This window comes from Achromobacter sp. 413638 (assembly GCF_043119405.1).
Taxonomy (GTDB): Bacteria; Pseudomonadota; Gammaproteobacteria; order Burkholderiales; family Burkholderiaceae_B; genus Achromobacter.
In genome coordinates this window covers 137,713-152,363 of the sequence record NZ_JBICCO010000001.1, presented here as the reverse complement: position 1 = coordinate 152,363, position 14,651 = coordinate 137,713, and the positions used below count along the sequence as shown (strand labels likewise).

Genomic DNA, 14,651 nt, shown 5'->3' with positions numbered 1-14,651 from the left:
CGTTTGGTGATTCAACCCCGGAGGTATCGCAATGCAAGAGCCCGTTCTCGTTGCCGGTGTCGGCATGACCCCTTTCAAGAAACCCGGCGACAACCTGCCGTACCCGGAAATGGCTGCGCAGGCGATCCGCGAGGCGCTGCAGGACGCGGGCCTCACCTACTCCGACGTGCAGGACGTCTATGCGGGCTACGTCTATGGCGACTCGGCCAGCGGCCAGCGCGCGGTCTACGAGGTCGGCATGACCGGGGTGCCGGTGATCAACGTCAACAACAACTGCTCCTCCGGCTCCACGGCCCTGTACATGGCGCGCAAGGCCGTGGCCAACGGCTCGGCGGACTGCGCGCTGGCGGTGGGTTTCGAACAGATGCCCGCCGGCGCCCTGAGGGCGTACTGGGACGACCGGCCCGATCCGCTCGACCACTTCAACGGGGTCATGGACGAGATCTTCGGCCACCCCGAGCTGCCCATGGCGATCCGCTACTTCGGCGCGGCGGGCCGCGAGCACATGGAGCGGTACGGCACCCCGCTGGACACCTTCGCCAGGATCCGCGCCAAGGCCAGCCGCCACGCTGCGCGCAATCCGCTGGCGCTGTTCCGCAAGGAGGTGACGGTGGAGGAGGTGCTGGCCAGCTCGCCCCTGGTGCCCGGCGCCATGACCCGCCTGATGGCCTGCCCGCCGACCTGCGGCGCCGCTGCCGCCGTCTTCGTGAGCAAGAAGTTCGCCCAGAAGATGGGCCTCTCCGCCAACGTGCAGGTGTTGGCGCAGTCGCTGGTGTCCGACCGCCCCGGCGCGTTCGCCGACAAGTCCGCGATTTCCGTTGTGGGCTTCGACATGACGCGCGAGGCCGCCCGCCAGGTCTACGAGGCGGCAGGCGTGGGACCGCAGGACATCGACGTGTGCGAGCTGCACGACTGCTTTGCGCAGAACGAGCTGCTCAGCTACGAGGGCCTGGGTTTCTGCGCCGTCGGCGAGGGCCGGGCCTTCGTCGAGTCGGACAGCAACACCTATGGCGGCGCGGTCGTCGTCAACCCCTCGGGCGGGCTGCTGTCCAAGGGCCATCCGCTGGGCGCGACCGGCTTGGCGCAGTGCTACGAGCTGACCCACCAACTGCGCGGCAGCGCCGAAGCACGCCAAGTGGAGGGTGCACGCCTGGCCTTGCAGCACAACGCGGGCCTGGGCGGCGCCACCGTGGTGACCCTGTACGGGCGCGCGGACTGAGGGACGAGATCATGGTGAAACGCCTGGAAGGCAAGGTGGCCCTGGTCACCGGTTGCGGATCATCGGGGCCCGGCTGGGGCAATGGCAAGGCCATGGCCGTGTTGTTCGCCCGCGAAGGGGCGAAGGTCTATGGCTGCGACATCCACCTGGACGCAGCGCGCGAGACCGAGTCGATCGTGCGGGAAGAGGGCGGGGCCATGAGCGTGGCCCAGTGCGACGTGACCGACCCCGGCGCGGTGGAAGCGCTGGTCCAGGATTGCGTGACCACCTATGGCGACATCGACATCCTGGTGAACAACGTCGGCACCGCCCGCCTGGGTGGGGTCGTCGAGCAGAGCCTGGAGGACTGGCGCCTGGTCTTCGACATCAACCTCACCTCCATGTTCCTGACCTGCAAGCATGCGATCCCCTCCATGCTCCGGAAAGGCCGGGGGAGCATCGTCAACATCGGCTCGGTAGCCGGCGTGCGCGACAGCGGCGTGGCCTACGTGTCCTACAGCGCCTCGAAGGCCGCGGTGCTCGGCTTCTCCCGCAGCGTCGCCCTGGAATACGCCAAGCGGGGCATCCGCTCGAACGTGCTGATGCCGGGCCTGATGAATACGCCCATGGTCCGACAGCCCGTGCTGTCGCTGGCGGACGGGTACCGGGAAGCGTCGCAGGAGGAAATGCTGGCCAAGCGGGACCGGCAGTGCCCCATGGGCCACATGGGAGACGCATGGGACGTGGCCACCACGGCCCTGTGGCTGGCGAGTGACGAATCCAAGTACGTCACGTCCGCCGAAATCATGGTCGATGGCGGTATTTCCGCCCGCATCGGCTGACCTGGAATACATGCAAATCAACGACAGGAGACACATCATGGTTAGCGTTGCGAAATGGTTTAAAAAGGGCATGGTGGTCGCCGCGGCGGCGGCCATGGGGCTGGTGTCCAACGGGCATGCCCAGTCCAAGCCCGAGAAGTTCAAGATCGGCGGCGTGCTGTCGCTCTCCGGTCCCTACGGGCTGCTGGGCGAGGACATGCGCCGGGGCGTGCAGATCGCCGTCGAGGAGCGCGGCGGCAAGGTGATGGGCGTGCCCATCGAAGTCACCTGGGAGGACGACGAAACCAAGCCCCAGCCCGCCGTGCAGAAGGCCACCAAGCTGATCTCCGAGGGCTCGCACATGATCTTCGGTGCGCTCAGCTCCGCCTCCACGCTGGCGGTCATGAACCTGGCCAAGCAGCGCAAGGTGCCCCACCTCGTCACCATCTCGGCGGACGACAAGATCACCGTGCCCGGCGGCTCCCGCTACACCTTCCGTACATCGAACAACCTGGGCATGGAAAACCGCATGGCGCTGGCGTACATGCAGGACAGGAAGCTCAAGAAGATCTACATCGTTACCGCCGACTACCAGGCCACCCGTGACGGCTACGAGTGGATCAAGCAGCAGACCGGCCCCAACGGTATCCAGATCGTGGGTGAGGACTTCCCGCCCCTGGGCAACCGCGACTATTCGTCCATCGTGGACAAGATCGCCAAGTCCGACGCCGACGGCGTGCTGCTGATGCTGACGGGCTCGGACGTGGTTACTTTGCTCAAGCAGGCCGGCCAGGTGAACCTGGGCAAGAGCAAGGTGCTTTTCGGACCCGTGGCCGCCGATGAAACCATGGCGGCGGCCGTGGGGCCGGCCTCGCTGGGCGTCAATTCCGGCCTGCGCTACGACCACACCATCGACACCGCCGCCAACCGCAAGTTCGTCGAGGCCTACCGCAAGAAGTTCGGCATCTTCCCCAGCATGACGGCCGGGGAGGCCTACGACGGCATGGCGTGGTGGCTGGACACGGTGGAAAAGACCGGCTCCTGGGACAAGGAGAAGTGGGTGGACGCCTTCGCCGCCAGCGTCCGCGAGAACTCCGTGGAAGGCAAGAAGACCATGCGTGCCTGCGACCACCAGGCCCTGCAGCCGGGCTTCTGGGGCGAGGTGGTGCAGGGCACCCCGCCAGCCCCCGCGCTGACGATGAAGATCACCAAGGTCTTTCCCGAAGAGAAGCTGTTCGAGGCCTGCAAGAACTGAAGGCCGCAGCGGGAGGCCGCCCCGGCCTTCCGCACTCGGTGAATCGCTATGTCAACTATCGTGATCGGCTTGAGCCTGGGCATGCTGCTGTTTTTGCTGGCGGCGGGCCTGACGCTCATCTTCGGCATGCTGGGTGTGATCAATTTTGCCCACGGTGCCATCTATATGTTGGGCGCCTACGTCTCGTATGAAACGGGGCGGCGCACGGGCTCGTTCCTCATGGGCGTGCTGGCCGCTACGTTCTTCACCGCGCTGGCGGGCGCGGTGATCGAGAAGCTGGCGCTGCGACCGCTCTACGAGCGCCCGCACTTCTACCAGCTGATCCTGACCTTCGGCCTGATCCTGATCCTGAGCGACGTGGTGCGCTTCGTCTGGGGCCCCGGCTACCAGGAGGTGGCGATTCCGCCGCTGTGGAACGGCACCGTGGACATGCTGGGCAGCACGATCCCGATGTACCGGCTGTTCGTGATCGGGTTCGGCGCTCTCGTCTCGGCGGGCCTGTACTTGGTGCTTGAGAAGAGCACTTTCGGCATGCTCGTGCGGGCCGCCAGCAGCGACGCGGAAATGGTGCGCATCCTGGGCCTGCCAGTGGGCGCGATCCGCATGGCGGTCTTCGCCACGGGCTGTGGCCTGTCGGGCCTGGCGGGCGCGATCGCGGCGCCGCTGTTCCCCATCGAGCTGGGTATGGCGACCAACACCATCATCGACTGCTTCATCGTCGTGATCCTGGGTGGGCTGGGGAACATCCGGGGGGCGATCGCGGCGTCCATGCTGATCGGCATGGTGCGTGCCCTGGGCTACGTGTACCTGCCCGGCTGGGTGGACATCATGACCTTCGTGCTGCTGATCGGCACCCTCTTGACGCGCCCGCAGGGCTTGTTCTACCGCGCGGCGAGGACGGCATGAAACTCTCCCTGTTCGACATCTGCTTCGGCCTGCTGCTGGCCGCGGCCGGCATCCTGCTGCCCTTCCTCAACCCGAGTGAAGCGCTGATCCAGCTGGTCACCCTGGCGGCCATCTGGGCGATCTTCGCCATCGGCTTCGACTTCGTGTTCGGCGCTTTGGGCATGGTGTCCTTCGGGCACGCCACCTTCCTCGGGGTGGGCGGCTACGCCGTGGCCCTGGCGACGCAGAAATACGGGCTGCCTTTCTCCGCCGGCGTGGGCCTGGCCATCATCGTGGGGGCTGCGTTCGCCCTGCTGTTCAGCTTCTTCGCGCTGCGGGTGTCCGGCATCTTCTTCGCGCTGGTGACCCTGGCGCTGTCCCAGCTGATCTTCATCCTGGCGGACAGCAAGCTGCGCGGCTTCACTGGCGGGTCGGACGGCATCTCGGGCGTGGAGCGCCCGGGCTTCCTGGGCATCGACTTCTACGACCCCGTCCACTACTACTGGTTCGTGCTGGGCGTGTATGCCCTGGTCATGCTGGCGGTGATCTCGCTGCGCAGTTCGCCGTTCGGCCGCGTGATCGCGGCGATCCGTGGCAACGAGACCCGCGCCGACCAACTGGGCTTCAACGTCAACCGCTACAAGCAGATCACCTTCGTGATCTCGGGCGGCCTGAGCGGCCTGGCGGGGGCGCTGCTGGCCTCGCTGCTGATGTACATGAACCCGCAGATGCTGCACTGGACCACCTCGGGGGACGTGATCATCATGACCCTGCTGGGCGGCTCCGGCTCGCTGTGGGGCGCCACCGTCGGCGTGATCGCCTTCGAGGTGCTCAAGGAATGGCTGAGCAGCTGGACCGAGTACTGGTACGGCGTGCTGGGCCTGGTGTTCATCCTTGCAACCATCTTCTTCCCGCGCGGCATCGTTGGCGAGCTGGAGCAGGGTTTCGCGGCCTACCAGAAGAACCGGCGCGGAGGTGCGCGATGAGCCAGGCAGCACTGCGGTGCGAGGGCGTGACTGTCAGCTACGGCGCCCTGAAGGCGGTCAACGACGTCAGCCATGAATTCCTGGAGGGCTGCATCTACGGCCTGATCGGACCCAACGGCGCGGGCAAGACCACGCTGCTGAACGTGCTGGCCGGGCGGCAGATGCGCCATGCGGGCAAGGTGTACTGCGGCGGCCGGGAGATCAGCCAGCGCCCCGCCTACGAACGGGCCCGCATGGGCATCGGGCGCAGCTTCCAGATCATCAAGATCTTCGGCGAAATGACGGTGGCCGAGAACCTGCTGGTCGCGGCCCAGTCCCGCCGGCCCGGGTTCCAGCCCTTCTGGATGAGCCGCCACTTCGACCGGCAGTTCCGCGAGCAGCTGGATGCCATCCTGGAGCTGACGGGGCTGGCGGCCCACCGCGACGACGTCGCGGGCACGCTGCCCTACGGCCTGCAGCGCTCGCTGGAACTGGGCGTGACCCTGCTGCCCGATCCCAGGATTTTGCTGCTGGACGAACCGCTGGCGGGCATCGGCCACCACGAGATCCAGGCCGCGCTGGCCCTGATCCGCAAGGCCGCGCAGGGGCGCACGGTGCTGCTGATCGAGCACAACATGGATGCGGTGATGTCGCTGTCCCACGAAATCGTGGTCATGAGCAACGGCTCGGTCATCGCCTGCGGCGCCCCCGAGGACATCCGCAGGAACGAAGCGGTGCGGTCGATTTACCTTGGGGAGGACGCGCAGTGATCGAACTCGAAAAAGCCAGCGTCAGGTACGGCCAGGCCCTGGCGCTGGAAGAAATCTCCGTGCGGATCGATTTCCATGAAATCGTCGCCATCGTCGGGCGCAACGGCGCAGGCAAAACCACGCTGCTCAAGGCCCTGGTCGGCCTGATGCCCCTGGTGGCCGGCCGGCGCCTGCTGGGCGAGCAGGACATTTCGGGCCTGGGCGTGGAGGCCATCGCCAAGCTCGGCGTGGCGCTGGTGCCGGACACGCGCCGCATCTTCCCCAACCTGTCGGTGCTGGAGAACCTCAAGATCGGCGCGCTGGCCCACCAGCCGGGGCACTGGACCCTCGACCGGGTGCTGGACGCCTTCCCGCGCCTGCGGGAACGGCTGGACTTCGGCGGCGACCAGCTCTCCGGCGGCGAGCAGCAGATGCTGTCGATCGGGCGCGCCCTGCTGGGCAACCCGCGCATGCTGCTGCTCGACGAACCCACCGAGGGGCTGGCGCCGGTCATCGTGGACCAACTGGTCCGCGTGTTCAGCGAAGTCCATCGCCAGGGCACCGGCATCGTGCTGGTGGAGCAGAACCTCAAGGTGCCCCTGAAGCTGGCCCACCGCCAGTACGTGCTGGACCATGGCCAGGTCGCCTGGTCCGGCACGGCCCAGGAACTGGACGCGCAGCGCGCCCACGTCGAGGGCCTCATCACGACGGGCGCAGCGGCGTGACCGCTCCGTGCCCATGCAAACCCCAATCCAAGGCATGCCCATGAACGCCCGCACCGCCGCGCGCATCGCGCCCCTGCATGAAAGCGACCCCCGCTCGCGCGACCCCGTGCTCGAAGAGCTGGTGGATTTCGTCGGCTACCGCCCGAATGCGCTGCTGACCATGGCGCGCAAACCCGGCGTGGTGCCCGCGCTGCTCAAGCTGTTGAGCGTGACGCTGCGCGGCGACGGGCAGCTCACCCAGGCGCTGCGCTTCCTGATCGCCGCGGAAGCCGCGCGCGGTGCGCGCTGTCGCTATACGACGACGCACCTCGTCCACGCCGCCCACCACCTGGGCGTGGGCTGGGACAAGCTGGCCGCGCTGCCGTCCTACCGGGACGACCCTCGGTACACCGAGCAGGAGCGCAAGGCGCTGGCCATCGCCACCGCAGGCGGCAGCCTGCCGGTGCGCGAACCGGGCCAGGCCATCGACCAGGCCCGGCAGGTCTTCTCCGAGGAGGAAATCGTCGAGATCGTGTCCTGCGTGGCCATGGTCGGCTGGTTCAATCGCTGGAACGGCCTGATGGGCTCGGAGCTGGAGCCCATGCCCTCGGAGGCGCTGGCCCACGTTCCCTGGCTCCAGGATCTCGAAGTCTGAAAGAGAAGGCCATGTACAGCCGCATCCACGAACCCCACGCATGCACGCTGACCGATGCCCTGCGCGAATGGGCCGCCAGCCGCCCCGCAGCGCCCTGGCTGGAGGACAGCCAGGGCATCGCCTTCACCGTGGGGCAGGCGTTCACCAGCAGCCAGCGGTTTGCGAGCTTCCTGCACCACCAACTGGGCGTGCAGCCCGAAGAGCGCGTTGGCGTCTTCATGTCCAACAGCTGCGCCATGGTGGCGACCACGTTCGGCATCGGCTACCTGCGGGCCACGGCGGTGATGCTCAACACCGAGCTGCGTTCCTCCTTCCTCCGCCACCAGTTGAACGATTGCCAACTGGCCACCATCGTGGTGGACTCCGCGCTGGTCGAGCACGTCGCCAGCCTGGCGGATGAGCTGCCCCACCTGCGCACCCTGGTCGTGGTGGGCGACGCGCCCGCCGCCGTGCCCGAACGCTGGCGGCAGGTGGCCTGGATGGACAGCAGCGCCTGCGCGCCGTGGGAAGGCCCCGCGCCCCGGCCCGAGGACATCTTCTGCATCATGTACACCTCCGGCACTACCGGGCCCAGTAAGGGCGTGCTGATGCCGCACTGCCACTGCGCCCTGCTCGGGCTGGGGGCGATACGCAGCCTGGAGATCACCGAGGCCGACAAGTACTACATTTGCCTGCCCCTGTTCCATGCCAACGGTCTGTTCATGCAACTGGGGGCGACGGTGCTGGCGGGCATACCGGCCTTCCTCAAGCAGCGGTTCAGCGCCAGCACTTGGCTGGCCGACATCCGCCGCAGCGGCGCCACGCTGACCAACCACCTGGGCACGACGGCCATGTTCGTCATCAACCAGCCGCCCACGGAGCAGGACCGCGACCACCGCCTGCGCGCCAGCCTGAGCGCGCCCAACCCGGCCCAGCACGAGGCCGTGTTCCGCGAGCGCTTCGGCGTGAAGGACGTGCTGTCTGGGTTCGGCATGACCGAGGTCGGCATTCCCATCTGGGGGCGCATCGGGCACGCTGCGCCGAACGCGGCCGGCTGGGCGCACGAGGACCGTTTCGAGATCTGCATCGCCGACCCCGAGACCGATGTGCCGGTGCTGGCCGGGCAAGTGGGCGAAATCCTGGTGCGGCCCAAGGTGCCCTTCGGCTTCATGGCGGGCTACCTGAACGTCCCGGCGAAAACGGTCGAGGCCTGGCGCAACCTCTGGTTCCACACGGGCGATGCAGGCACGCGGGACGAACAGGGGCTTATCACCTTCGTGGACCGCATCAAGGACTGCATCCGCCGCCGGGGCGAGAACATCTCGGCCACCGAGGTCGAGGTCGTGGTGGGCCAGTTGCCCGGCGTCCATGAAGTGGCGGCCTACGCCGTTCCGGCGCAGGGCGCGGGCGGGGAGGACGAGGTGATGCTCGCCCTGGTGCCCAGCGAGGGAGCGGCGCTGGACATGGCGGACATCGTCCGCCAGGCCAGCGCCCAACTGCCACGCTTCGCCAAGCCGCGCTACCTGCGCCAGATGGACAGCCTGCCCAAGACGGCGACCGGCAAGATCCAGCGCGCCGTCCTGCGCCAGCAAGGCAGCGCCGGCGCCTACGACGCCGAGGCGGCACCCGCCCGGTAAACAGGAGGAGCACACCATGTCGGAAAAACTGCGCGGCAAGGTGGCCGTGGTCACCGGCTCGGGCCGGGGTATTGGCCGGGCGATGGCCCTCAAGCTCGCGGGCGAAGGGGCCCGGCTCGTCCTCAACGACCTCGACGACGAACCCGCCATGGCCGTGCGCGAGGAGATCATCGCGCTGGGCGGCGAGGCGGTGGCCTGCTGCGGCAGCGTGGCCGAAGCCGGTTTCGCCGACCGGCTGATCGGCACGGCCACCGGCGCGTTTGGCGGGCTGGACATCCTCATCAACAACGCGGGCTACACCTGGGACAACGTCATCCAGAAGATGAGCGACGCGCAGTGGGACGCGATGATCGACGTGCACCTGACCGCGCCGTTCCGCATCCTGCGCGCGGCGCAGCCGGTGGTCCGCGCGCTGAGCCGGGCCGACGCCGAGGCCGGCCGCCGTGTGGTGCGCAAGGTGGTCAACGTCTCCTCGGTCTCGGGCGTCTTCGGCAATGCGGGGCAGGTCAACTACTCCGCCGCCAAGGCGGGCATCGTGGGCCTGACCATGGCGCTGGCCAAGGAGTGGGGGCGCCTGAACACCACGGTCAATTGCGTGGCCTACGGCCTCATCCGCACCCGCATGACCGAGGCCACCGCCGATTCCGACGCCGCCATCCAGGTCGAGGGACGCGAGATCAAGGTGGGCGTGAACCCGGACCTGATGGCAGCGATGGAGCGGAACATTCCGCTGGGCCGGGCCGGCACGCCCGAGGAGGCCGCCGGCGCGGCCTACCTGTTCTGCATTCCCGAGTCCGACTACGTGAGCGGCCAGACCCTGCTGTGCACGGGCGGGCTCACTGGCATATAACCTGATGCGATGACGAAGCCAGACACCCCCGCGCTGACCTACCCCTTCGAGCCCCCGGCGTCGCACCACACGGTCGAGGTCGCCCCCGGCGTGCGCTGGATCCGGCTGTCCATGCCGTTCCGGCTCGACCACATCAACGTCTGGGCCATCGACACGCACGATGGCTGGGTGCTGGTGGACACCGGCCTGAACAACCCCACCACCGTGGCCGACTGGCTGGCGCTGATGGGTGAGGGGCCGCTGGCGCGACCGCTGCAGGGCGTGTACACCACGCACATGCACCCCGACCACATCGGGCTGGCAGGCTGGTTCACGCGCCGCGCTGGCGTGCCGCTGCACATGAGCCGCCTGGAATACCTGAGCTGCCGCGTGATGCACGCCGACACGAACCGCGAGGCGCCGCCCGACGGCGTGCTGTTCCACCGCCGCGCGGGCTGGTCGGAGGCAGCCATCGAGGGCTACCGCAGCCGCTTCGGCAGCTTCGGCAAGCACATCCATGCGCTGCCCGAGAGCTTCCGGCGCCTGCAGGATGGCGACCTGCTGCAGTTGGGCGCGCACGCCTGGCGGGTCATCACCACCGGCGGCCATTCGCCGGAGCATGCCTGCCTGTACTGCCCCGGCCTGAAACTGCTGGTTGCGGGCGACCAGGTGCTGCCGCGCATCTCGTCGAACGTGTCGGTGTTCGCCACCGAGCCGCAGGCCAATCCGCTCAAGGAGTGGTTCGAGTCGCTGGACAAGCTGGCGCGGGAAGTGCCCGCCGATGTGCTGGTGCTGCCCTCGCACAATGAACCCTTCTACGGGCTGCACGAACGCCTGGGCTCGCTGCGCGCCGGTCAGGAGCGGGCGCTGGAACGGCTGCGCCAGTCGCTGACGGGCGGGCCGCAGCGCATCGTGGACGTGTTCCCCGCCTTGTTCCACCGTGCCATCGATGAGCAGGACGGGCAGCAACTGAGTCTCGCCACGGGCGAGGCCGTGGCCTGTATGAATTACTTCATCGCGGAAAGCGCCGTAGGGTGCACCGTGGATGGGAGCGGCGTCGCATGGTATGAGCTGAAGTCGTGAGGCCGCACCATCTCCGGCCTCAGCTACCTCATTCATTGAGAGGGCAGTCCACGCTGGTGTTTACGACTTTAGATAGGCAGCGGCCTGGCTGGGCATTGCGAACAGCCGCATGGATGCTGGGTGGGTGTTTACGACTTTAATTGCCCAGAATAGCCACCGTGATGCATGAACCTGCCGAGGCATTGGCCGCCTGACCCATGCCGCAGGCAAGCGCCCGGGCCAAGGCCGGAGCGCTTTGCCGCAGGGAGCCGAACCATGCCCACCATCAACATCACCAGTGGCCCGCGCATGGCGGCGGTCTACGCGCCCGGCACGGTACGCGCCCGCCGCTGGCACGGCGAGGGCGATGTGCGCGGTTACCGTCCGCCCTCGGGCTGGATGGCCCGAGCCGATCTCACCGACATTCATCCCATCACGGGCCGTGCCTTAGCGCGGGCCGTGTGGTGGATCATTGAGACAAAGGAATAACCATCGTCAGCACCGCGCCTAGGTCGTTTCGCCCTAGGCGCGGTGAGCTTCAAAAATCCGGGCGCGGCGGTGGCCGCGCCCGGTGTCGAAGGCATTGCTGCATTGCGCAATGCCTTCGGGCACTGGCCCGTCCAGGGCCAGTGTCAGGAGGTGGCCGGGCGGCACACTCGGTAGTTGCAGGGAAGTCAAGGCTTGCCGCCAGTATGACCTGTGCATGCACGGTCTCAGCCTGCACAATTATTGAGGTTGAGTCATCGCCACGGCTTCATGTTCGGGAAGACGCTGGAGCGGCAAGAGATCCATGACATCACAAAACAGAGCGCGGTTCTGCCAGTCGTTGCGGTCGCCGATCACATAGAAGCGCCGCTTCGCCCGCGTTGCCGCCACGTTCAGCAGGTTGGGCTCCGAGACCGCCCAGTCGCGTGCGCCGGGACCGTCGGTATTTCCGCCCAACACCATGATGACAACCGGCGCTTCCTTTCCCTGCATGGTGTGGATGGTTCCGGAAACCATCGTGTCGCCGAGCAAGCGTTTGAGGTTCTCCAGGACATTCTTGAAGGGCGTGATGACCGAAATGTCGGCTGCATTCACTCCGTCCTCATGAAGCAAGGCCAGCAGCGCCCGCAGGGCTTTTCCTTCAGCCGGCACCCAGTTCCCGTCGGATGTTCCACTGGCGTGAATCCACCCCGTAGGCAGTCGGGCGGGGGTTTCCTTGTCGGCTCGCGGTGCGATGGTGCCGTACACCATCGCACCGTCGTAGGCGATGCGGTTGGCCAGTCCGTGCATCGGCTTGTCGCAGCGCCGGTGCACGGCCAACGGCAACCCCACCCACGTCTTGCTGTCGGCCGGTCCCGCCATGCGGCCCCACGCAGTAGCCTGGTCCGCCAAGGTTTGCGCGGATTGTCGGTTGGGGAGCCAATGTGCATCGACACGGTAGCGCGTGCGCATGTGTTCCAGCACTGCGTCGGACATCCCCGCCGCGCGAGCTTGGCGCCCCTCAAATACCGCCGAACCGGCGATGCCGGATCGACCCGGCCAACGCCCCGCCACGATGGACGAGGCGCTGGCGAACACGCTGGCGCTTACTGCGGCAGGTTGTACGAATGCGTGCCGTCCTCAACGCTGGCGGTTCTCGCCCATCACGTCACGAAGGACGGTTCACGGACATCCCGCCCGGCATCGCCATGGAGCTTCCACGCCACGCCTCAAGACCGGCGCCGCAAGGTGCGGCCGGGGCGTTCTCGCTTGTCGTCGGGTGGTTGACCCGGCCCGCGTCAGTGGGCGAGCCGGTGCAGCCTTCGTGCGGGGATGCCGAGTCGGCCCTGTCTCTTTTCGGTGCGGTTCGGCCCAAGGCGTCCTTGTGTTGTTGTGAATCCTGGCGGGGGCGCGGCTGCGCCTCGGGCTTCATGGCTGCAACCGTCCAGCGAAAACAATTTCCCCGCCGCTGCGCGGCTTCCTCGCGCAGCAAATTCTTTTCGCCTCCCGGCTCTCCACTGCGTTTCGACCGCAAGCGGTGCAGCCCGCCCGTCCCCCGCCGGCCGGATCACAACAAGGACGCGATGGGCGCGAACCTTGTTCCACCAAAAGGAGTTTCATCATGGCCAACATCGGCAGCTTCACCGCAGACAAAGACGGCTACACCGGCACGCTTCGCACCCTGACGCTCAACGTCAAGGTCAAGCTGGTGCCCAACGACAAGGGGGACAACGAGAAGGCCCCGGACTTTCGCCTGCAGGCCGCCAGCCACGATATCGGCGCGGCGTGGAAGAAGACCAGCGAGGCCGGGCGGGAGTACATCTCCGTGACCCTTGACGATCCTTCGTTCCCGGCCACGGTCTATGCCCGCCTGATCGAAGGCGAGGACGGCACGCACGACCTGATCTGGTCGCGCAGCAAGCCCCAGGCGGCGTGACCGCCACAGCGCCCCGCCCACGTGGCGGGGCGCTGTGCTGCCTTCGCGGCACTTCAAGGAGGCAACACCATCGCCAAGGCTGCGCCGTGTCGAGCGGCTTTCGCATGTGTTGAGTTGCCCGCCGCAAGCGGTGGCCGGGCGTGTCGGTGCGTTGCACCGCCGGGCTTTACGGGCTGCGCCCCGTGCCGACTTCGCCGTCACGGCCATCCGGCTGCAATCCCTCACGCCTTCGCGCCTGCGGCGCTGCGCGCTTCGCTTGCCTCCTGGGGAAAGCCCTGTGGCCTATCCCCGCCGCGCGATGCTTGGCGCCCCTGCAGTCCCCGAACCGGCTGAGCCGGATCGGCCACGCCAGCAACGTCGCACGCTATGGCGTGTCACTCTTCTTCGCCACAGTCTCCAACTCCTGGCGCACCTGCACCAGAAGCTGATCAACCTGCTGCAGGTCGTCGCCGGCATAGGCCAGCGTCAGCAGCGTGAGCGGGTGCACCTCCATGACCTCGCACAGCTCGGCCAGCTTGTTCAGGGTGGGGCTTTTGAGGTCGCGCTCCAGCGTGCTCATGTAGGTGCGGCTGGACACGTCGGAGAACGCCTCCTGGCTCAATCCACGCGCTTTCCTGATGGTCTTTAGTGCCTCCGACAATGTATGTTTCGCTGCCAACCCTGGATCTCCCCAAAATCCAAGATGACAGCCGATTGCGCCCTATAGGGCTACAATCTATAGTGTTCAACTATGCCTGCCTGCCGCTTTTGTGCTTTTACGGAAATCCGTATCTGCGGCTTCTCACAGAAGCGCAAAGCCGCATCCGTGCCTTTCCACAAACCCGCCAATGCGGTTTTGCGCTTTCACGCTTCGGCGGTTTTGTGCGAATGAGGGGACGCCCATGAACCAGCTCATCACCGAGGACGAGCGCAGGCTGTTGCTGGAACACGGCCAAGCCCGCGCCGCTGGCCGGGTCATCGACCCGCTGCCCGTGGTGCGGCTGTTCACGCCGGATGCACACGCCACCTGGCTGTTGGTGTCGCTCGACCCCGCCGACGGCGATACGGCCCATGGCCTGATCGACTTGGGGATCGGCATGCCCGAGCTAGGCGAGATCAAGCTGTCCGACCTCGCATCCATCGTCGGGCCGAGCAAACAGCCCGTGATGCGGGACCGGTATTTCCGGGCGGTGCGCCCGTTGTCGGAGTACCTGCGGCTGGCCCAGGAGAACGGCTCCATCCTCGATTGAGCCGTTCGCGCCCAGGCCAAGCCGGGCGCATTGAGACTATTTCGGTCTTGCTCCAGACCCGTCCGGTCTTAGTCCGCACTATCGCACCAAATCGGTGCCATCGTGGCGCAATCGGTCATGATGCCGGCCGTGGCATCGGGCACGGTGGATATCGCAGGAGGCGCGTATGTCCTCGCGCGCCACCGTCGCATTCAGACGATCCATGCAACCCATCCGATGCATTTCGTCTTGACACGCAAGTTACCAATCTACCAGCTTATTCACGATTGGATGCAAGTTTGA

General features: G+C 66.9%; 16 protein-coding genes. 14 read left to right on the top strand and 2 right to left on the bottom strand.

What is annotated here, in order from left to right:
• The first annotated feature begins 31 nt into the window (after positions 1-31).
• The 12 genes from ACEU5R_RS00735 to ACEU5R_RS00680 all read left to right on the top strand — a co-directional run bounded on the left by ACEU5R_RS00735 (position 32) and on the right by ACEU5R_RS00680 (position 11,228).
• On the top strand, positions 32-1,219 hold the full coding sequence (locus ACEU5R_RS00735; RefSeq protein ID WP_016452565.1) for a lipid-transfer protein: 1,188 nt from the start codon (positions 32-34) through the stop codon (positions 1,217-1,219).
• Positions 1,220-1,230: 11 nt separating this feature from the next.
• On the top strand, positions 1,231-2,040 hold the full coding sequence (locus ACEU5R_RS00730; protein ID WP_016452564.1) for an SDR family NAD(P)-dependent oxidoreductase: 810 nt from the start codon (positions 1,231-1,233) through the stop codon (positions 2,038-2,040).
• A 37-nt stretch (positions 2,041-2,077) separates the two neighbouring features.
• Positions 2,078-3,274 carry an ABC transporter substrate-binding protein gene (locus ACEU5R_RS00725; RefSeq protein ID WP_016452563.1) on the top strand — a complete coding sequence of 399 codons (1,197 nt, stop codon included), beginning with the start codon at positions 2,078-2,080 and terminating at the stop codon, positions 3,272-3,274.
• Positions 3,275-3,322: 48 nt separating this feature from the next.
• Entirely contained in the window at positions 3,323-4,180 is an 858-nt protein-coding gene (locus tag ACEU5R_RS00720) for a branched-chain amino acid ABC transporter permease (protein ID WP_016452562.1), read from the top strand.
• The gene (locus ACEU5R_RS00715) at positions 4,177-5,145 is read left to right on the top strand and encodes a branched-chain amino acid ABC transporter permease (RefSeq protein WP_016452561.1); all 969 of its coding nucleotides are present in this window, start codon (positions 4,177-4,179) and stop codon (positions 5,143-5,145) included. The genes ACEU5R_RS00720 and ACEU5R_RS00715 overlap by 4 nt, the downstream gene beginning before the upstream one ends.
• On the top strand, positions 5,142-5,894 hold the full coding sequence (locus ACEU5R_RS00710; RefSeq protein ID WP_016452560.1) for an ABC transporter ATP-binding protein: 753 nt from the start codon (positions 5,142-5,144) through the stop codon (positions 5,892-5,894). The genes ACEU5R_RS00715 and ACEU5R_RS00710 overlap by 4 nt, the downstream gene beginning before the upstream one ends.
• On the top strand, positions 5,891-6,598 hold the full coding sequence (locus ACEU5R_RS00705; RefSeq protein ID WP_016452559.1) for an ABC transporter ATP-binding protein: 708 nt from the start codon (positions 5,891-5,893) through the stop codon (positions 6,596-6,598). The genes ACEU5R_RS00710 and ACEU5R_RS00705 overlap by 4 nt, the downstream gene beginning before the upstream one ends.
• A 40-nt stretch (positions 6,599-6,638) precedes the next feature.
• Positions 6,639-7,232 (top strand): carboxymuconolactone decarboxylase family protein, encoded by a 594-nt coding sequence (locus tag ACEU5R_RS00700; RefSeq protein ID WP_016452558.1) that lies wholly within the window; start codon positions 6,639-6,641, stop codon positions 7,230-7,232.
• Between the two features lie 11 nt (positions 7,233-7,243).
• On the top strand, positions 7,244-8,848 hold the full coding sequence (locus tag ACEU5R_RS00695) for an AMP-binding protein (RefSeq protein WP_016452557.1): 1,605 nt from the start codon (positions 7,244-7,246) through the stop codon (positions 8,846-8,848).
• Between the two features lie 16 nt (positions 8,849-8,864).
• Positions 8,865-9,698: an SDR family NAD(P)-dependent oxidoreductase gene (locus ACEU5R_RS00690; protein WP_016452556.1), complete on the top strand. Its 834-nt coding sequence runs from the start codon at positions 8,865-8,867 to the stop codon at positions 9,696-9,698.
• Between the two features lie 9 nt (positions 9,699-9,707).
• Complete coding sequence (locus ACEU5R_RS00685; protein ID WP_016452555.1) at positions 9,708-10,760, top strand: MBL fold metallo-hydrolase; 1,053 nt, start codon at positions 9,708-9,710, stop codon at positions 10,758-10,760.
• A gap of 255 nt (positions 10,761-11,015) precedes the next feature.
• A complete protein-coding gene (locus ACEU5R_RS00680; RefSeq protein ID WP_016452554.1) occupies positions 11,016-11,228 on the top strand; it encodes a hypothetical protein in 213 nt (70 codons plus the stop codon).
• A 237-nt stretch (positions 11,229-11,465) separates the two neighbouring features.
• Here ACEU5R_RS00680 and ACEU5R_RS00675 read toward each other — a convergent pair whose 3' ends face one another.
• Positions 11,466-12,302, bottom strand: a complete 837-nt coding sequence (locus ACEU5R_RS00675; RefSeq protein ID WP_200874531.1) for an AAA domain-containing protein — start codon at positions 12,300-12,302, stop codon at positions 11,466-11,468.
• Positions 12,303-12,825: 523 nt separating this feature from the next.
• Between ACEU5R_RS00675 and ACEU5R_RS00670 the strand changes: the two genes are divergently transcribed.
• Positions 12,826-13,140 (top strand): DUF736 domain-containing protein, encoded by a 315-nt coding sequence (locus ACEU5R_RS00670; protein ID WP_016452552.1) that lies wholly within the window; start codon positions 12,826-12,828, stop codon positions 13,138-13,140.
• A 364-nt stretch (positions 13,141-13,504) separates the two neighbouring features.
• Here ACEU5R_RS00670 and ACEU5R_RS00665 read toward each other — a convergent pair whose 3' ends face one another.
• Positions 13,505-13,798, bottom strand: coding sequence for a helix-turn-helix domain-containing protein (locus ACEU5R_RS00665; RefSeq protein ID WP_016452551.1), 294 nt, complete (start codon positions 13,796-13,798; stop codon positions 13,505-13,507).
• A 223-nt stretch (positions 13,799-14,021) separates the two neighbouring features.
• On the opposite strand from ACEU5R_RS00665, the gene ACEU5R_RS00660 reads away from it, so the two are divergent.
• The gene (locus ACEU5R_RS00660) at positions 14,022-14,369 is read left to right on the top strand and encodes a DUF2958 domain-containing protein (protein ID WP_016452550.1); all 348 of its coding nucleotides are present in this window, start codon (positions 14,022-14,024) and stop codon (positions 14,367-14,369) included.
• Positions 14,370-14,651: the final 282 nt, after the last annotated feature.